Annotated in this window: 14 protein-coding genes and 6 pseudogenes; all 20 read right to left on the bottom strand. The window is 39.3% G+C overall.

Translation table 11 applies throughout. The annotated features are described in order from the left end of the window. Positions 1-14: 14 nt before the first annotated feature. Positions 15-395: a diacylglycerol kinase family protein gene (locus ACEWFH_RS09050; protein WP_473726918.1), complete on the bottom strand. Its 381-nt coding sequence runs from the start codon at positions 393-395 to the stop codon at positions 15-17. Further along, entirely contained in the window at positions 392-859 is a 468-nt protein-coding gene (ybeY, locus tag ACEWFH_RS09045; protein WP_473726917.1) for an rRNA maturation RNase YbeY, read from the bottom strand. The genes ACEWFH_RS09050 and ybeY overlap by 4 nt, the downstream gene beginning before the upstream one ends. Beyond that, positions 856-2,976, bottom strand: coding sequence for an HD family phosphohydrolase (locus tag ACEWFH_RS09040; RefSeq protein WP_473726916.1), 2,121 nt, complete (start codon positions 2,974-2,976; stop codon positions 856-858). Before ACEWFH_RS09040 ends, ybeY begins: the two co-directional genes overlap by 4 nt. A gap of 469 nt (positions 2,977-3,445) precedes the next feature. Further along, positions 3,446-4,407 (bottom strand): annotated as a pseudogene (locus ACEWFH_RS09035) (PhoH family protein). 5 nt (positions 4,408-4,412) lie between these two features. After that, a pseudogene (gene yqfD, locus ACEWFH_RS09030) lies at positions 4,413-5,600 on the bottom strand (sporulation protein YqfD). Between the two features lie 26 nt (positions 5,601-5,626). After that, the gene (gene yqfC / locus ACEWFH_RS09025; RefSeq protein ID WP_473726915.1) at positions 5,627-5,908 is read right to left on the bottom strand and encodes a sporulation protein YqfC; all 282 of its coding nucleotides are present in this window, start codon (positions 5,906-5,908) and stop codon (positions 5,627-5,629) included. Between the two features lie 73 nt (positions 5,909-5,981). Beyond that, on the bottom strand, positions 5,982-6,392 hold the full coding sequence (locus ACEWFH_RS09020) for a hypothetical protein (RefSeq protein ID WP_473726914.1): 411 nt from the start codon (positions 6,390-6,392) through the stop codon (positions 5,982-5,984). Positions 6,393-6,394: 2 nt separating this feature from the next. After that, a complete protein-coding gene (gene floA, locus ACEWFH_RS09015; RefSeq protein ID WP_473726913.1) occupies positions 6,395-7,405 on the bottom strand; it encodes a flotillin-like protein FloA in 1,011 nt (336 codons plus the stop codon). Positions 7,406-7,420: 15 nt separating this feature from the next. Beyond that, positions 7,421-8,551 (bottom strand): NfeD family protein, encoded by a 1,131-nt coding sequence (locus ACEWFH_RS09010; RefSeq protein ID WP_473727256.1) that lies wholly within the window; start codon positions 8,549-8,551, stop codon positions 7,421-7,423. 295 nt (positions 8,552-8,846) lie between these two features. Continuing rightward, positions 8,847-9,290 (bottom strand): GatB/YqeY domain-containing protein, encoded by a 444-nt coding sequence (locus ACEWFH_RS09005; protein WP_473726912.1) that lies wholly within the window; start codon positions 9,288-9,290, stop codon positions 8,847-8,849. 20 nt (positions 9,291-9,310) lie between these two features. Then, positions 9,311-9,484: a 30S ribosomal protein S21 gene (gene rpsU / locus ACEWFH_RS09000; RefSeq protein ID WP_066237650.1), complete on the bottom strand. Its 174-nt coding sequence runs from the start codon at positions 9,482-9,484 to the stop codon at positions 9,311-9,313. Positions 9,485-9,628: 144 nt separating this feature from the next. Beyond that, complete coding sequence (gene deoC, locus ACEWFH_RS08995; protein WP_473726911.1) at positions 9,629-10,303, bottom strand: deoxyribose-phosphate aldolase; 675 nt, start codon at positions 10,301-10,303, stop codon at positions 9,629-9,631. Between the two features lie 255 nt (positions 10,304-10,558). Beyond that, positions 10,559-11,910: pseudogene (mtaB, locus tag ACEWFH_RS08990) on the bottom strand (tRNA (N(6)-L-threonylcarbamoyladenosine(37)-C(2))-methylthiotransferase MtaB). A gap of 5 nt (positions 11,911-11,915) precedes the next feature. Then, positions 11,916-12,666: pseudogene (locus ACEWFH_RS08985) on the bottom strand (16S rRNA (uracil(1498)-N(3))-methyltransferase). A gap of 20 nt (positions 12,667-12,686) precedes the next feature. Then, a complete protein-coding gene (gene prmA, locus ACEWFH_RS08980) occupies positions 12,687-13,628 on the bottom strand; it encodes a 50S ribosomal protein L11 methyltransferase (RefSeq protein ID WP_473727255.1) in 942 nt (313 codons plus the stop codon). A gap of 272 nt (positions 13,629-13,900) precedes the next feature. Then, entirely contained in the window at positions 13,901-15,013 is a 1,113-nt protein-coding gene (dnaJ, locus tag ACEWFH_RS08975) for a molecular chaperone DnaJ (protein WP_473726910.1), read from the bottom strand. Positions 15,014-15,184: 171 nt separating this feature from the next. Next, a pseudogene (gene dnaK, locus ACEWFH_RS08970) lies at positions 15,185-17,019 on the bottom strand (molecular chaperone DnaK). A gap of 30 nt (positions 17,020-17,049) precedes the next feature. Then, positions 17,050-17,619 (bottom strand): nucleotide exchange factor GrpE, encoded by a 570-nt coding sequence (gene grpE / locus ACEWFH_RS08965; protein ID WP_473726909.1) that lies wholly within the window; start codon positions 17,617-17,619, stop codon positions 17,050-17,052. A gap of 26 nt (positions 17,620-17,645) precedes the next feature. Further along, positions 17,646-18,671, bottom strand: a complete 1,026-nt coding sequence (gene hrcA, locus ACEWFH_RS08960; protein WP_473726908.1) for a heat-inducible transcriptional repressor HrcA — start codon at positions 18,669-18,671, stop codon at positions 17,646-17,648. Positions 18,672-18,751: 80 nt separating this feature from the next. Then, positions 18,752-19,920, bottom strand: a pseudogene (gene hemW / locus ACEWFH_RS08955) (radical SAM family heme chaperone HemW). Positions 19,921-19,960 lie beyond the last annotated feature (40 nt).

Genomic DNA, 19,960 nt, shown 5'->3' with positions numbered 1-19,960 from the left:
CACCTTCTTAACAATTATTGCTTCATATTGTTTATGCTGTTTATAAGCGGTTCAATAAAGAGCAGTATACCGATTATAACAGCAAATATTGAAAAAACCAAAACTGCTCCTGCAGCAGCATCTTTCGCCTTCTTGGCAAGCGGATGATGTTCCAGTGTAATTAAGTCCACTGTATTTTCTATAGCAGTATTGATTAGCTCTAGCGCTAAAACCAGACCGATAACAATAAATAATATGATTAATCTCGCTGAAGAAAAATCAAGTGCAATCGCTGTAGTGATAACGATTACACTGATAAAGGTGTGGATTCGAAAATTTTGTTCTGTTTTAAACGTTGTAAGAATGCCTGCAAATGCAAACATAAAACTTGAGAACAACTTTCTCCATGAAATCATCTTTTTAATCCGTATTGCTCCAAGATTTCTTCTTGTCTGCCAAACATTCTTTTTTCATCTTCTTCGTTCATATGGTCATAACCTAATAAATGCAGAAAGCCGTGTACCGCAAGAAAGCCCATTTCTCTTTCTAAAGAGTGGCCATACTCTGCGGCCTGTTCTTTAGCAACATCTAAACAGATAATAATGTCTCCTAAGAACCTCGTCTCTTCTCCGCCTATAATTTCTGTCTCATCTTCTCCCATCTCTTCCATGGCAAAGGAAATGACATCCGTTACACTGTCTTTTTGTCGATACTCACTATTAATTTCTTGAATTCTTTCTTTCGTTACAATGGTCACAGATACTTCTGCTTGGCCCGTTTCTTCCATTTCAGCCGCTTTTTCTAGGACATTTGTCAAAAGTTCCTGAAACTCTGTGCTGTTTTCATCAATTTCGTTTAAATACTCTACATGTAGTATCATTGTTTTTCCACCTTTTTCGTTTCTTCTGGATACTCAATTCTGGAATGAAAAATCCCTTTCAATGTTTCGGTCAATGTCTTAGCTACCGTATCCAGTTCTTTAAGGGTAATGTCACATTCGTCAAACTGTCCATCCTCAAGTCTATCATTTATTATCTTTCGAATGATTCCGTCGATTTTAACTGGTGTTGGTTTAGATAATGATCGTACTGCCGCTTCAACTGCATCTGATATACCGATAATAGCAACTTCCTTTGTTTGGGCTTTTGGCCCAGGATATCGGAAGTCTGATTCTGCAACTTCCTTATCTGTTAGCTTAGCTGCTTTATGATAAAAGAATTTTAACAAAGTCGTTCCGTGATGCTGTTCAGCTATGTCTATAATCTCTTTCGGTATTTTTTCTGCTCTAAGCATATCTGCCCCATCATAAGGATGTGCGGTTATTATCGTCTTACTTAATTGTGGAGCAATCTTGTCATGCGGATTCTCCATATTCATTTGATTCTCTATAAAAAAATGGGGGCGTTTCGTTTTTCCAACATCGTGATAATAAGAACCCACTCTTGCGAGAAGTCCGTTAGCACCAATAGACTCACAAGCTGCTTCAGAAAGATTGGCTACCATGATGCTGTGATGATAAGTACCCGGCGCTTCCATTAATACTTTTCGCAATATAGGATGATTTGGATTAGATAGTTCGATAAGTTTTGTTACTGACAATATGTTAAAAGAAGACTCAATAACAGGTAACAACCCTAGCGTGAGTACAGCTGAGACAAAACCAGAAATGGCTGCACAGCCAAGATCTAATCCTATTTGCAGAGATGTGAACTTTCCGTTTTGCAACAATAGAACACTCGCTACCGTTAGGATGGCTATAAAAGATACGAAAAATCCAGCTTGAAGAATTTTCGAACGCTGCTGTGTTTTGCCTAGAAATACAATTCCAGCAATTCCGTTAAATAAAACATACATGCTCATGATAAAGTTAAAGTTCCCTGCTGTTTGCTCGTTAAAGATTAAAGCTGCACTAAAAGCAAAAATAATCGTTGAAACAACAGCGAGCTCTTCATTAAATAGCATCTTGATCATCATCGCACCTGCAGCAACAGGAACCGCATACATTAGACTCGTTAAACCAAGATTGGTACTGATACTTAACACTTTCATTACAACGAGGGTGAGCGTGAACAATAAGGCGTAGATTGTTACATATTTTCTAAAATGCTCCTTCTCACGCTCTTCTTTCATAAAATAATACAAACCAGCCATTACGATCAGCACAAAGAGGAACAAACCATAATACGGATACGTTTTCATTTCCTGATCCAGTAATCCAACCTTTTTGAGCCTATCAAAGATTTCAGGCGTAATCACAGCCCCGCTTTTAACTAAGACTTCTCCTTCTCTAATCACAACCTCTTCAACTTTATCACTTGCTTCTTTTCGTTTTTGTCTTGTTTTTTCAGTATCAAGCGTTCTATTCGCAATAATAAAACTTCTAGTGATTTCTTCTGTAGCATTTCTTAAAGAATAGGACAGATTGCTATTTTCACGGATCAGTTGAACAGCTTCATTCCTAGCATCTTCTACCTCTTCAACCATAATAGGATTGGATAAAACCTTGTTCACAACATCCGGACCCAAATTCTTCATATTGTTTAATTCTGTTTCACTCGCTTGAGCCAGAGCAGTATATGTCTCATCAGATATTTCAGATTTGTCTATCGAATCTTTTATCTGTTCTAACTTCTGATCCATGGATAGCGGGGCTTCGTCATCCTTCTTTTCCTCTTCTGATTTATTAATGGTAATGACTAGATCAAATAGATCTTTCAGGGCTTCTGCTTGAAGTAAAGCGAGATCTTTATTAAAGGTATATTCATTCTTAACACTCTCTTCAGCCAGCCTTTTCCTCGCTTCCGTCTGATCTTCAAGCGGAATTGTAATAGGAGATTGGATATCCCTAGGAGCACGCTCATAAACATTGACGTCCACTACATTGGGAGTCACATTGCTGACTAAAAGGGAAAACAAGATGATGCCCATAACAATAAAGGATACTGTTGCTACACTTAAACGAAAGTAATTGGACAAAAGATGCCTGATATTGGACAAGCGATACCACTCCTTAAACTTGTACATCCTGTTCTAATCTTAGCAAAAATTGTACAAATATGGTACTTATCAAAAGAAAAAGATAAAAGTAATCCAGTTATTGAGTGGCTGTTTTCGCAAACTTTTTTGCTCCTGGAAGGGTTGATTTCCGTTTCAGGTGCTTCGCTTTCCGCAGGGCAGACGGTGAGCCACATTCGTACGTTTCACTTTTAAGTGTCTCACCTGCCCGCCTGTCCCGCAGGAGTCTCGCACCTTCCACTCCAATCAACTGTCAAAGAAGGCAATAAAAAATAAAAAAACAACAATCCTTTTGAAAGCAGCCTTTTGAATAGACAAGAACGAAATCTCTACTTAGAGCAATAGATGAGAAAGCATAAGTAGTGAAATAGTTGAGCGAGCTGCGGTTATTCTCCTTAACATCTTGTCCAATTCTTGCACCACGTAAAAAAGCCACCAGAGATTTGGCGGCTTAGTCTTCGTATGTTTCATATGCTTCAATAATTCGTTGAACAAGCGGATGACGTACAACATCCAATTGTTTTAAGTATATAAAATCAATGCCTTTTACGCTCTCCAGCCTCTTTTCGGTTACTTTCAACCCAGATTCCTTTCCACGTGGAAGATCAATCTGTGTTAAGTCACCTGTAATAACCATCTTCGAGCCAAACCCAAGACGCGTTATAAACATTTTCATTTGTTCTGGTGTTGTGTTTTGAGCTTCGTCTAATATAACAAAGCTTTCATCAAGTGTACGGCCTCTCATGTACGCTAATGGAGCAATTTCAATCGTCCCGCGCTCAATCAGTCTTTCCGTATGTTCAGCCCCTAGGAGGTCATGCAGTGCGTCGTATAGAGGCCGCAGATAAGGATCTACTTTTTCTTTTAGATCGCCAGGCAGAAACCCAAGGCTCTCTCCCGCTTCAACAGCAGGACGAGTAAGTACAATCTTTTTCATTTTACCTTCTTTTAATGCATTAACAGCCATCACTACCGCTAGATATGTTTTTCCAGTTCCTGCAGGTCCTATACCAAAAACAAGATCACGCTTTCTCATCGACTGAACATAGTGTCTTTGACCGAGCGTTTTCACGCGAATAGGTTTACCTTTTGCTGTTACTGCGATGTCTTCTTCATATAACTCACTTAATTCATCCAGCATATTTTTTCAGCAAGCTGAACGGCATAAACAATGTCTCGCTCTGAGATTTTTATTCCTTTTCGCACTAATTTCAGCAAGACATACAGTGTCTCTTCAACCATTTCGGCTTTTTCAAGTTCCCCTGAAACTGATATTTCCTCTCCACGGGTGACGATGTTAACGTTAAGCTTGTCTTCAATCACCTTTAAGAAGGCATCGTTCGGCCCAAAAAGGGAAGCTGCTTCAGTCGTATTTTCGAGTTGTAATGAATTAAGTCTTTTCGTTTCTGACAAACTACTCATTCTCCTTGTTGGATAGGTATAGGTTGTTCAGATGCAATATTTTCAATTACTTGGTAGAGCATCGTTAGTTTAACTTTACCATTCGAGACGTTTTGTTGCCAAACTTTTTCACCATTAATTTTTGCATCTTCAGGCAATTTCTTTCCCAATTCTTTCTTCGCCATCTTTTTACCAACTTCTATGGCTTCTGCTTTCGTATAGGAGCGCTTGACTCCATCCGTTTCCCTAATTTCTTTTTTTATATAAGAAAAAGGCATCTTCCATTTCGCTAAGTAAAGAGGTGTTTCATTTAGTGTTTCCGTTTTGTCTTCAAATTCTCCATCAGAAAAACCGTATACAGGAAGATTTAGCCCAAACAAGGATACATAATGTCTGTTTTTATATTTTCCTGTGTACGTTTGAAAAGAAGTATTTAATGGTACTTCCACCTCTGTTTGATACCATACTTCTCCCCAAACCTCTCCCTTTGCACTTACGAGCTGTGGTTTTTTCTTTTCCAATGAGCCCAGAAACTAATAAAGACCCCTTCTTTACATAATCATTAACACCAACGATGGGTTGTCCTTTTTCAACGAATACAGAATGAATGACGGCTTCTTTCGTTGCGACGAGATGTCTTGGTCCGGTAATTGGTTTTGCTTCAGGAATCTCTTTCTCAACTACTTCCAAGCGGTATGAGGTTCCATGTTGGGTTACACCAATCCATGTGACATTGTCCATTTTCTCTGTTAATTCCCGCTGAATCTCTCTAACGTTAGGCAACAGAAAAATAAACTTTCCTTTTGTAACTCCCATTTCAACAGCGGCTTTTCTTAACTCATACTCTGTCTTAGGATTTGCCCCCGTAACATTTATATTCCAAATCATATTTGATAATAAAAATAGCACAAAGATAAAAGAGACCATACCAAGAATAAAACCATTTCTTTTCCACATTCTTTTTAAAAGAAAAGGTGTTCCCTTTTTTCTTTTATTCTAATCTTTAGCTTGTTTTCTTTTAATATTGATTTCGCTTTCCGAACATCAGATATAGAAATAGAGACGAGTACGCGGTTATGATCAAGAGGCTGGATATCCCATATCTGTATTCCGGATTGCAAACACGTATTTATAAAAGAGCTAGATTCTTGTCCAATAATTTCAATCCTTACATAGCCTTTCACATGATTCCAATTGGTTTTCATCTTGTCCCTCCCTATTCATCAACTCGTTATTCATTTTCAAAGTCAACTGAAGATATTGTACCTTCAAGTAAGATTTCTTCCGGTAAGATCGTTTTGATCACAAATTCACTTCCTTTAATAACGAGAGTCCCTTGTTTTAATTTGAGTGTAAGCTGTTCATTTGAAAAAGCTTTTACACCTCTGTGGTTTTCTATATATATGTGTAGTTGTCCAATCATCGTAATCCGGGGTAAATCCATCACTACATCTGCTGGTAGTTCAAGGTTCTGCATCATCCATTTGTTTACTTGCTGCCGCAATTTTCCCATAAAAAAACCCCTCTCTCCATTTTTATGAGAGCAGGGGTAAACTATCACACTATTTCATTGTTTCGTTTTAATACTATCGCTTTTGAAGAGCTTTAGGCTTAGAGAGAATTTCAGACCAGATAATCGCTTTTTGAAGTTCTTGTTGATCTACTTTAAAGCCGCTTAAAATTTCTTCTTTATCTTGGTAGCGGTTCGAACGATTGTTATTTTCGGTATTAATTTGACGGTTAGATTTTGGCCTTTCGTAATTCTTGCCAACAATCTCTGCTGCTTTATTTTCAACAATTTCTCTATGTTCAAGCTGTGCTGGAATACCAAAAGGTGAGACAGTTTGTTTTGGAAGTTCCGTTTCACGCTTACGGGGTACAGGTCTTGAGGTATTCTGATTTTCTTTCAACCTTTTAAAGAAGCTAAATATTCCACCTGCAACTAGAATAACAAAAACAATATTCGCAAACAGCAGTTCAAGAATCGCTTCTAACATCCTTAAATCTTCCGCCCTTTATCATCATTGTTCTCTTTATCTGAATGAGAGGACTTGCTGATCGACTCACGCATCGTTGTGTCTGCCATAATGTTCTTCATGTTCATATAATCCATAAAGCCCATGTTTCCAGATCTAAGCGCTTCTGCTAACGCCATAGGAACCTCTGCTTCTGCTTCCACAACTTTTGCTCTCATTTCTTGAACTCTCGCCTTCATCTCTTGCTCATTAGCAACGGCCATCGCACGTCTTTCTTCTGCTTTTGCTTGAGCAATATTCTTATCAGCCATTGCTTGATCTGTTTGAAGCTCAGCACCAATGTTCTTGCCGATATCAATATCGGCAATATCAATTGAGAGAATTTCGAAAGCTGTTCCAGCATCCAATCCTTTAGATAGAACGGTCTGTGAAATCATATCTGGGTTTTCAAGAACTTTTTTATGGTTTTGAGAAGAACCGATTGTAGAAACAATCCCTTCACCGACACGAGCAATTACTGTTTCTTCACCCGCTCCACCAACAAGGCGTTCAATATTTGCTCGTACTGTAATCCTTGCTTTTGCTTTCACTTCGATTCCATCTAACGCTACACCAGCGATAAAAGGAGTTTCAATAACCTTAGGATTAACACTCATCTGAACAGCTTCAAGGACATCGCGCCCCGCAAGATCGATGGCTGCCGCTCTTTCAAAGCTTAGTTCTATATTTGCACGATGCGCAGCAATCAATGCGTTAACAACGCGGTCTACGTTCCCACCTGCTAAGTAGTGACTTTCAAGCTGGTTTGTACTTAACTCTAATCCAGCTTTTACAGCTTTAATTAAAGGGTTTACTACACGATTCGGAATAACTCTTCTTAACCTCATCCCTACTAATGTGAAAATTCCAACTCTAACTCCTGCAGCTAATGCAGAAATCCATAACATAACTGGAACAAAAGTAAATAAAACTGCTAAAGCAATAACAATGAGTCCGATAATCACAATACTTGCGATAGAACCGAATTCTAACATTTACACACTCTCCATTCATTCATTATTTTCAATGGGTCTTACAACGATGCGTCCACCACTTACTTTAATAATTTTTACATGTTGTCCTTTTTCGATAAAAGTGCCTTCAGACACTACATCTAAATATTCATCCTCTAACTTCACACTGCCAGACGGCCTTAATGCGGTAGCTGTTATTCCTGTTCTACCTGTTAAATCGACTCGTTCTTTATGAGAAAGGTATCCTTTTTCAGAGCTTGTTGAATCGGATAAGACTAGTCGTTTCAACGGTCCATTGTACCCAAACGATCTTATGAAAAAGTAAGATCCTATAATTGTCACAACAATTGCTATTGCAATGGCGATTAATATCCCTGATAGTGAACCACCTGCTAGTATTAATCCGGTCAACATGGCAACCACCCCTAGTATGCCTATTATTCCTCCAGGCAGAAATAATTCCAATATGATTAATACAATCCCAGTTCCAAATAAGATGATTGCTTCCCAACCCGCTAAACCGGCTATCATATGTCCATAAAAAAATAGCAGTAGCGACAGCGCACCAATAGATCCTGAAATTCCGAAACCTGGTGTATAAAGCTCTAACACAAGTCCTAAGCTTCCCAAAGACAACAAGATGGGTACAACGACAGGATTTGTAACAAAGCGAGCTATCTTATCTGCAAACGTGGGATTAGATTCTAAAACTTTAGCATCCTCCAAATTTAAAAACGCAAGAAGTTCCTGACGATCTTCTGCGATTTTTTCTGCATACCCTACTTTTGTTGCTTCGCTAGCTGTTAGAGTAAGCAGTTCTCCTTTTTCTAAACCAAGTTCAGGAATCTCGACATCCGGGTCTACCATTGCCTCAGCGTATAGAGGATTTCTTTCATTCAGCTCTGCTGCTGCAAGCATTTCTGCCTTCCAAGCAGATTCTGCTTTTTGTCCTGCTGTATTGCCTTGACTGTCGATAACAGCTGCTGATCCAATGGTGGTAGAAGGTTTCATAACGATTTGATCCGCATTAAGAGCTATATAAGCTCCTGCGGAAAAAGCATTCTTAACGACATAAGCCGTAATTGGAATCTCTGTTTCCCTCATGACTTTTGCTATATGTAATGCGGCGTCTACTCTGCCTCCTGGTGTGTAGATTTCAAGTACGATATGATCAGTACCATCATCTTCTGCTTTTTTAATATTCCGTTCTAAAAAACTTCAAGACCTCTCTCTACTTCATGTTCAACTGGAATAAAAGTTACCGTCTTCCCTTTTCCAGCGGAGAAAACATGATGGGTAGAAATCAAACCATAGAACCCCCATAAGAGACAAAGCATATATATGAATAAACGGGTTTTTTTCACAAGAACCCCCCTCAATTTTATTTTACGTTATCTTGTGGGAAAAGTTTCAAAAAATAAGAAAACGCTCTGTATAGTATACAGAGCGTTTGTCATTTCAATTATGATAATTGTTGCTGCACAATACGGTTAACGAGACCGCCATCGGCTTTCCCTTTAACTTTCGGCATAAGTGCACCCATAACTTTACCCATATCAGCTTTTGAAGCAGCACCTGTTTCAGTAATCGTTTGAGCAACGATTTCTTGCAGTTCTTCTTCTGTAAGCTGTTTTGGTAAGTATGGCGTAAGAACAGCAATTTCATCTTGAAGACCAGCGACTAAATCATCGCGGCCAGCTTTTTCGAATTCTTGGAGGGAGTCTTTTCTTTGTTTCATTTCGCGTACAAGAACGGTAAGCTCTTCTTCCTCATTTAATTCGCGTCCTTGCTTGATGGCTTCATTTTGAAGTGATGCCTTAAGCATGCGAATAACAGAAAGCTTTTGCTTGTTCTTGTCCTTCATCGCTTGTTTCATATCTTGGTTTAAATCGTTAAGAAGACTCATATTTCTTACTTACACCCCGCTTAGAACTTACGCTTTCTTGCTGCCTCAGCCTTCTTCTTACGCTTTACGCTTGGCTTTTCATAATGCTTGCGCTTTTTAACTTCAGCCAATGTTCCATCTTTGGAAACGGATCTTTTAAAACGACGAAGAGCATCATCAATGGATTCATTCTTGCGAATACGTGTTTCTGCCATTTGTATTTCCCTCCTCCAGACCACCCTTACATAAAGTAAAGATGCGTCACATATCTTTTGCCATTATAATATATCCTTGCAATACGGTCAACTTAATTTAAACAAGTTGGTCGGAGAGAGCAGGTAATTATTCTAAAACAAAAATTAATAGTCTGAAGTGGATGTTCCGCCTTCAACAATTGCGATTCCTGCACTTGCACCAATACGAGTCGCACCAGCTTCGATCATAGCTAGAGCTGTTTCACGGTCTCTAACTGCTCCAGATGCTTTTACACCAATATTTGGTCCAACAGTTTCACGCATTAACTTAACATCTTCAACAGTCGCTCCGCCAGTTGAAAATCCAGTAGATGTTTTAACGAAGTCAATTCCAGCTTTTACAGCAATTTCACATGCTTTTACTTTTTCTTCATCCGTTAAAAGAGACGTTTCAATGATGATTTTAGTAAGTGCTTTACCTTTTGCTGCTTCAACTACAGCACGAACATCTTGTTCAACTAGTTCATAGTTACCATCTTTTAGAGCTCCAATATTGATAACCATATCAACTTCAGTAGCACCATTTTCAATCGCATTCTTCGTTTCAAAAGCCTTTACTTCAGGTGTGTTTGCTCCTAATGGGAAACCAATTACCGTACATACGGCAACATCTGAATCCTTTAATTGTTCAAAGGCTGTATAAACCCAAGTAGGATTTACACATACAGAAAAGAAATTATATTTTTTAGCTTCTTCACATAGAGTTAAGATCTCTTGCTTTGAAGTATCTGCTTTTAATGCTGTGTGGTCAATCATTCTTGCAACGTTTAAATTGCTCATTTCAACAAACCCTTTCTTAAATAAAAAAATTAAACACCGTTAGTATCATATCAAATAATTCGACATAAATCGAGTTACTTCAAAATCTAAAATAATAATCCGCTGTTTTTGTAAATATTGTTGCTTTCGAATGTTTTTTCTCTTAATTAGCAAGCTGGAGCGGAAATCAGCTACTTTCAAGAGCAACATTGTATGCGAAAACAGCCTTTAGAAAACAGCCACCTAAAAAAACATCCTGGCATGAACTCCAGGATGTTAGCTTGAAACAGCTTGCTTCAGGATTTCTTCCATTTCTTGTTTTACAAATACACCTTTATTATAAGGATACCCAGCTTCAGTAATTTTCACTTTCACCAATTTACCGATCATCTCTTCGCTGCCTTCAAAAACAACTTTTAGATAATTTGGAGTGTACCCAACAAATAAATCGCTTCCTGGTGCATCTTTAAAAGCTTCTTCTGGAATAACTTCAACAACTGTATCTTCATAGTTTGAAGCATATTCTTTAGCTAATTGATCAGATAATGCGATCAATTTGTGAACACGTTCATTCTTAACATCCTCTGGTACCTGATTCTCCATCTTAGCAGCTGGAGTACCGGTACGCTTCGAGTAAGGAAATACATGAAGTTCCATAAATTTATGACTCTCAATGAATCGATACGTTTCCATAAACTCTTCTTCTGTCTCTCCAGGAAACCCAACAATTACATCTGATGTGATTGCAAGTCCCGGAAGTGCCTCTTTCAATCGGTCTAATCTTTCTCCGAACATTTCCATCGAATACTTTCTTCTCATTCTTTGCAGAACTGTATTAGAACCAGATTGAAGAGGAATGTGAAGATGGGGAACAACTTTGTCCGATCTTCCCATAACTTCAATCACTTCATCAGAAATCTGACTAGCCTCGATTGAAGAAATACGTATACGTTTAAGGCCTGAAATGTTTTTATCTAGATCATCAAGCAGTTTTGCAAACGAATAGTCTTTCATATCCTCGCCGTAACCTGCTGTATGAATCCCTGTAAGAACGATCTCTTTGTATCCAGAATCAACGAGCTGCTGAGCTTGAGCAAGTACATCTTCTGGTTTTCGTGAACGGAGAAGACCTCTTGCCCAAGGGATAATACAAAATGTACAGAAATTATTGCAGCCTTCTTGAATCTTTAATGATGCCCTTGTTCGATCAGTAAAGGCTGGCACATCTAGTTCTTCATATACTCGTGCCTTCATAATGTTTGAAACTCCATTGATCGGCATACGTTCCTCTTTGTATTGTTGGATATACGAAAGCATTTTAGAACGATCTTGTGTGCCGACCACTACATCTACGCCCGGGATCGCCATAATTTCTGCTGGTGAAGTCTGAGCGTAACAACCTGTAACACAAATAACCGCATCCGGATTTTTACGGATGGCTCTTCGAATCACTTGTCTGCTTTTTTATCACCAGTATTCGTAACTGTGCATGTATTAATCACATAAACGTCTGCTGTACTGTCAAAGTCAGTTCGTTCATATCCTTCACCTTGAAACAGTTGCCAGATCGCTTCTGTCTCGTAATGATTTACTTTACAACCTAACGTATGAAATGCAACGGATGGCATATTGATCACCCCTTTAATTCAAAATGATAAGAAATGGCAGATAACATATATAATGGAGCTGTTTCTGTCCTTAAGATTCTAGGACCAAGCCCGCACAATATAAATCCATGTTCACTAAGGGAAACCGCTTCTTTTTCGCTGATTCCTCCCTCAGGGCCAATGACACAAAGGATGGAATCTCCCTTAGCTGCTGTTTTCAACTCAGAAGCAAAACGTGAGGATTCGTCTTGTTTAGCTTCTTCCTCAAACGCAACGATTTTTATATTATACTGTTCCGCCATTTTAAGCAAATCAGAAAAAGAACCTGGATTCAAGATCTCAGGAATCCGGCTTCTATGAGACTGTTCTGCAGCTTCTTTTGCTATCTTTTCTAACCGCTCTTGCTTCTTCACTGCCTTTTTTCATCCCACTTTACGACTGAACGGTCAGCTGCAAATGGAAAAAGGAAACAGCTCCAAGTTCTGTGCCTTTTTGGACAATGTACTCGAGCTTATCACCCTTTGGAAGTCCTTGGGCAATGGTAACGAAGACAGGCAACTCAGCTTGTGTCTCAACCTCTTTAACTACCTGTACTTCAACAGCGTTACCGCCAAGCTCAACGATTTCACACAAAGAGGTACGACCATTGTTATCTGAACAGATGATGTTGTCTCCATCTTGCATCCTCATCACTTTTAAGATGTGTTTCGCATCTTCCCCTGTTATTACTACGCGGTCATCTCTCCAGTTTTCTGGAGGAACAAAGTACCTTTGCATGAAGTGCACTTCCTATCTTCTTATTTCTGATTTTGAGCAACGATTGCCACCCAATCTTCCATTTCTAAGACTTCTACGATTGTAAAGCCTTGTTGTTCTAACTTTTCTTTCACATCACGTTTTTTTCCTTGTATAATCCCTGATGTAATAAAGTATCCGCCTGGCTTTAGAACTTTAGCTGTATCCTCGACAAACAATAGAATGATTTCAGCCAAAAGGTTTCCTACAACAAGATCGACAGGACCCTCAATGCCTTTTAAAAGATCATTCTGGTCTACGTGGACTTTTGTATGGACCTTATTCAGCTTCACATTTAAACGCGCAGAGTTTACGGCTACTTCGTCAAGATCATATGCTTCAACTTGTTTTGCACCTAACATAGCAGACGCGATACTTAATACACCTGATCCTGTTCCAACATCAATAACAGAATCGCCTTCTGTGATGTATTTTTCGATGGCCTGTAAGCTCATAACAGTTGTAGGATGTGTTCCTGTCCCAAAAGCCATACCAGGATCTAATTCGATAATAAGTTCATCAGAATTAACAGGCTTGTAATCTTCCCAAGTAGGAGTAATCGTGATTCTCTTTGAGATTTTTACCGGCTTATAATATTTTTTCCAAGCGGTTGCCCATTCTTCTTCATTCACTTCTGAAATAGATATCGTGTTTGCCCCAATATCAATATCATATTTAACAAGGTTTGTGATCGCTTGCTTGATCTCTTCAACCGTTTCACCTAGAAAACTGTTAACAGGTAGGTAAGCTTTTAAAATTACACCTTCAGAAGGATAATCAGATGGGTTGAGCTGATAGATTTCGCCAAATACGGATTGACGCTCTTTAGAGAGGTCATCAACATCCTCGATCACAACTCCGCTTGCTCCTGCCTCATGTAAAATATTCGATACTGGTTCAACAGCTTCCTGAGTAGTGTGGATGCTAATCTCTGACCATTTCATCATATCAACTCCGTTTATTAGTTTAGCTTTTAGAACATTTTTATAGGTTATTACTTGCTTGCTTTGAAAGTGGTTGATATCCACTCCATGTGGCTCGCTTTCCGCGGGGCAGGCGGTGAGCCCCTTGCCGCTTTGCGCCGTTAAAGGTTCACCTGACCGCCAGTCCCGCAGGAGTCTCGCCACCTTCCGTTCCAATCAACCTGTCAATGAAGGTAATACATACAAAACAGCAGGCTTTTGGAAGGAAAATCTTTTGATTTATTGAAAGAGTTTTACTCGCCCTTAAATGCGCGTTTGACTTTGTCGAAGAATCCATCTTGTTGTTCATCTGGCATGCTGCCGCTGATTTCTGAGAAGTCACGAAGCAGCTGTTTTTGTTTTTCTGTTAAGTTTTTTGGTGTAATTACTTTCACTTGGATATGCTGGTCACCTTGACCTCTTCCATGAACGTTCTTAACACCTTTTCCTCTTAAGCGGAAATGAGTTCCTGTTTGTGTTCCTGCAGGAATCTTCAGCTTAACTTTCCCATATAAAGTAGGGACTTCAATCTCGTCTCCAAGTGCTGCTTGAGAAAACGTCAATGGCATCTCGCACAAGATGTCATCTCCATCACGCTCGAAGAACTCGTGATTCGCTACTTGGAACACCACATAAAGATCACCTGCAGGTCCACCGTTCACTCCAGGTTCCCCGTGGCCAGACATACGGATCTGCTGACCGTTATCAACACCAGCAGGTACTTTTACCGAGATCTTTTTGTTTTTGCGTACTTTTCCTGCACCATGACAAGTATTACATTTATCTTTAATGATTTTTCCTTTACCGCTGCAGTGGTTACATACTCTTCTGTTAACAATTCGGCCGAACGGTGTATTTTGTTCAACGTTCAGCTGACCACTTCCGTTACAATGCGAGCATGTCTCCGGTTTTGTTCCAGGCTTTGCACCAGAACCATGACAAGTCCCACATGATTCTTCTGTAGGAATTTGAATTTCAGTTTCTTTTCCGAACACAGCTTCTTCAAAAGAAAGACGCAGTCCGTACTGAAGGTCATTACCTTGGCGAGGAGCATTCGGATTTCGTCTACCGCCTCCACCGCCGAAAAACATATCAAATATATCGCCGAAACCGTCAAAACCGGCTCCGCCGCCACCAAATCCTTGATTTGGATCCGTATGGCCAAATTGATCATAATGAGCTTTCTTTTGTGGATCACTCAACGTTTCGTAAGCATCTTTAACTTCTTTAAATTTTGTTTCCGCATCTGCCTCTTTATTTACATCTGGGTGATACTTTCTGGCAAGTTTACGGTATGCTTTTTTCACCTCATCACTTGAGGCGTTTTTATCTAATCCAAGTACTTCGTAATAATCTCGTTTACTCATATAGGACACTCCCGAATTCTCACATAAAAGTTATCTTACCATTGAATACCACCTGACTCAAGACGAAAACTGCAACACTTTTGTTACGTCTTTAGTCGGATGTTCTAATCTTTACTTCAGAAAAAAAGTCAAAGTCAAGATGACCTGACTTTGACTTTTATCTGCTAAAAATTACTTTTTATCGTCGTTAACTTCTTCGTAATCAGCGTCAACGATGTTGTCATCGTTCTTGCTTGAAGATTGTCCTTCTGCATCACCTTGTTGAGCTTGCGCTTGTTGTGCAGCTTGCTCATAAAGTTTTACAGATAGCTGTTGAACGATTTCACTCAAAGCGTCTTTTTCTTTCTTGATCGCTTCAATATCATTGCCTTCAAGAGCTTTTTCAAGCTTTCTTTTGCTTCTTCAGCTTTTTTCACTTCTGCTTCGTCAACTTTACCTTCTAAATCTTTCAACGTTTTGTCAACGGTGAATACAAGCTGATCCGCTTCGTTTCTTGTATCAATCTCTTCACGCTTCTTCTTGTCTGCTTCAGCATTTTCTTCCGCGTCTTTCACCATGCGGTCGATTTCTTCATCTGAAAGCCCTGTTGAAGATTTAATTGTAATAGATTGTTCTTTGTTCGTACCTAGATCTTTTGCACGTACATTTACGATACCGTTCGCATCAATATCAAAGCTTACTTCGATTTGAGGAACACCGCGTGGAGCTGGCGGAATTTCAGACAACTGGAATCTTCCAAGCGTCTTGTTGTGTGCTGCCATTTCACGTTCCCCTTGAAGAACATGAATATCAACTGAAGTTTGGTTGTCAGCAGCTGTAGAGAATACTTGTGATTTCGATGTAGGGATCGTTGTGTTTCGATCGATCAATCTTGTAAATACGCCACCCATTGTTTCGATACCTAATGAAAGTGGTGTTACGTCAAGAAGAACTACATCCTTTACATCACCAGCAAGCACTCCACCTTGAATAGCTGCTCCAAGTGCTACAACTTCATCAGGGTTCACGCCTTTGTGAGGCTCTTTACCTGTAAATTTCTTGATTGCTTCTTGCACAGCTGGGATACGAGTAGATCCCCCAACAAGAATTACTTTATCGATATCTGACGGAGACATACCAGCGTCATTAAGTGCTTGACGAGTTGGTCCCATCGTGCGCTCTACTAAGCTAGAAGAAAGGTCTTCAAACTTCGCGCGAGTTAAATTTAACTCTAAGTGCTTAGGTCCAGATGCGTCTGCTGTGATAAATGGTAATGAGATTTGTGTAGATGTTACACCAGAAAGATCTTTCTTTGCTTTCTCAGCTGCATCCTTCAAACGCTGAAGCGCCATCTTATCTTGAGAAAGGTCAATACCGTTCTCTTTCTTAAATTCGCTAACTAAGTGGTCGATGATTACTTGGTCAAAATCATCTCCACCAAGCTTGTTATCTCCAGAAGTAGCTTTTACTTCAAAGAAACCATCGCCTAGTTCAAGGATTGATACGTCAAACGTACCACCACCAAGGTCAAATACGAGGATCGTTTGATCTTCGTCTTTTTCAAGACCGTATGCTAATGCTGCTGCTGTAGGTTCATTTACGATACGCTCAACTTGAAGTCCTGCGATTTGTCCAGCATCTTTAGTAGCTTGACGCTGTGCATCATTGAAATAAGCAGGTACTGTAATAACCGCTTTTTCAACTTTTTCTCCAAGATAGTCTTCTGCATGAGACTTTAATTTTTGCAAGATGATCGCAGAGATCTCTTGCGGAGTGTAATCTTTGCCTTCTACCGTTTCTTTATGGTCAGTTCCCATATAACGTTTAATCGACATGATTGTATTCGGGTTCGTTACAGCTTGACGCTTTGCTACTTCCCCTACTGAACGATCTCCGTCTTTGAATGCTACTACTGATGGTGTTGTACGGTTACCTTCCGGGTTCGGAATAACTACCGCTTCTCCACCTTCCATAACAGCTACACAAGAGTTTGTTGTACCTAAGTCAATACCGATGATTTTACTCATGTTTTTCCCTCCATCATTCATATGTAGTTTTTATGCGTTTACTTTTACCATCGCTGGTCGAATTACTCGATCTTTTAACAAATAACCTTTTTGCAATTCCTCAATAACCGTGTTGGATTCAAATTCAGAATCCTCTACTTGCATAACAGCTTGGTGCAAGTTCGGGTCAAATGTTTGACCGACTGACGGAATCTCTGTCAATCCTTCTTGTTTCAGCGCATCTGCCAACTGACGATAAACCATTTCCATACCTTGGATTAACGTTTTGGTTTGCTCGTTCGTAGCTTCAGTCTTCAAAGCACGCTCAAAGTTATCGAGTGCAGGTAATAACTGTTCTAAAAGACTTTGAGATTTATATTTAAGGCTCGCTGCCTGTTCTTCTCTTGTACGGCGACGGAAATTATCATAGTCCGCTTGCAGACGAAGATTTTTTTGACTAGCTTCCTCAAGCTTTGCTTCTAATTCTGAGATGCGTTGCTGTTCCTCACTAAGTGTTTCCTCGGTTGAAGCTTCTGTTTCTTCAACAACTTCTTCCGTTTTCGTCACTTCTTCATTCACATCTGTATGTGTTTGATCTTGAGTGATGTCCTCTTTGTTCATGCTTTCACCTCCCTAAACTAATACATTTATTTTGAAAAATCGTTTAACCGGTTCGTCATTTCCTTGGATAACGAATCTAGCAGCGAAATAACTTTCTTGTATTCCATTCTCGTTGGACCGATCAATGAAATTGTGCCTATATGTTTTCCATGCATCGTATAGGAAGCATTTATCACACTGCAATTTTTCATTGCTTCATGCTCATTCTCAGTACCGATTCTTATTGTTAGACCCTTATCAGTAGAGGAAACAAGCTTTTCCATTAAATCACGCGTTTCCAAAAAATCGAGAAGTGGTCTAACCTTATCAAGGTCACGGAATTCTGGTTGAGAAAGCATGTTTGTTTTCCCGCCATAAAAAAGCTTTTCTTTCTTGCTCCATAATAGAAGCTGATCGAGGAAAACCCCCATGTTTTGATAATCCCGGAGATGTTTTTTAAACACAGCTGAAAGTTCTTTTTGAATACGTGTGTTCAGCTCTATCAATCTAACCCCTGCGAGTCTCTCGTTTAAAATATTAACGAGTTTCTCAAGTTCAGACGGTTCAATCGTATCAGGCAGAACGATCTGTCTGTTTTCAACATGTCCGGTGTTCGTTACGAAAATAGCAACAGCCATCTGTGACGATATCGGAATGATCTGCATGTGCTTAAGTTTCATGTCTAGAGCGTTCGGTCCTAAAACAACAGATGTATAATTGGTCAGATCCGATAGAATTTTAGCTGATTGATCAAATAACGCTTCTGCCTCCTGTACCTTTTCTGTGAATAAAAGTTCTGATTGTCCAATCTCACTTTCTTTCATAAAAAGAGAAGGTAGAAGGTGATCTACATAAAAACGATAACCTTTTTCAGACGGTATTCTACCAGATGATGTATGGGTTTTCTCTAAAAATCCAAGATCCTCCAAATCCGCAAGTTCATTTCGAATCGTTGCGGGACTGTAGGTAATGTCCTCTCGTTTAGAGATTGTACGGGAACCTACAGGCTCAACATGCTTAATATAGTCATCTATTAAAACACGAAGAATAAAGAGTTGACGTTCCGTTAACATACCATCACCCCATTTGTTAGCACTCTTAAAGAGCGAGTGCTAAATCTATAATATAAGTTACCAAAAGGTACTCTTCGTTGTCAATCTAAAACTACACCAATAAATTCTTGAAAGACTTCGTTACCTAAAGGAATTCCGTACTTTGTTAAACGAAGTGTGCCGTTCCTTTTTTCAAGCCATCCCTTTTGGATCAATCTTTCAATCGGCTCTTTATAAACATCAAACATAGATACTCCATATCGATTAACAAACGTCTTATCAGAAACTCCTTCATGTTTTCGAAGTCCCATGAACATTTCTTCTTCCATCTTTTCAGATAAAGGTACGGGATGTTCTTCGATATAAGGAAAACCTTGTTCCTCAATTAAGTTCATGTATTGTTTCAGCGGACCCGCATTTCTTCTTCTCGTCCCCTCAACATAACTATGAGCTCCTGCGCCAATGCCAAAATACTCGTTATTATTCCAGTATTGGAGATTATGCTTGCTCTCAAACCCGGGAATCGCAAAATTGCTGATCTCATATTGCTTGTATCCCTTTTTATCAAGAGTTTCAATTAAATATTCGTACATAGCGGCTTCAAGCTCTTGCTCTGGCAAGATGAGCTTACCTTTTTGGGCTAAATTATAGAATACGGTTTTCTTTTCAATCTGCAATGAGTAAGACGATATGTGCGGAACATCTAAGGCTAGCGCTTCGTCTACTGACTTCTTGAACATATCCATCGTTTGACCCGGCAAACCAAACATCAAATCAATCGACATATTGTGAATTCCTGCTGCTTTAGCTTCAGCAACCGTCGAATACACATCTTCCCTATTATGTGTTCGGCCTAATTTTTTTAGCAAAGAGGATTGAAATGCTTGTACGCCTATACTCAGCCTGTTAACCCCATTGTTTTTTAAAACTGCGATTTTTTCTTTTGTTGTTTGTTCAGGATTCGCCTCAACTGTGAATTCTTTTAAGGATTTGTTTCCTAACACTTCGTTTACATCATTTAAAAAGGTATTCAGTTGATTTTCGCTTAAAGAAGTGGGGTGCCTCCTCCTACAAAAATCGTCTCCATTTCATAGTTCTTAAACCTGGATGTCGTATTCAGCATCTCTTTTTTCATGGACGCTATATACTCATCTACGGGCTGCTGATGTATGAATATCTTATTAAAATCACAATAGTGACAAATTTGAACACAGAATGGGATATGAAGATATGCCGCTTTAAGCACGATGTTCACCGCCTTTTTTCTCATAAATTAGGAAAGACCGCTAAAATTGCCTTCGCGGTCTTAT

It is taken from the genome of Fictibacillus sp. EA-CB0309 (genome assembly GCF_055814265.1).
The sequence above is the reverse complement of the archived record's forward strand: the minus strand, read 5'-3'. Positions and strand labels throughout refer to the sequence as shown.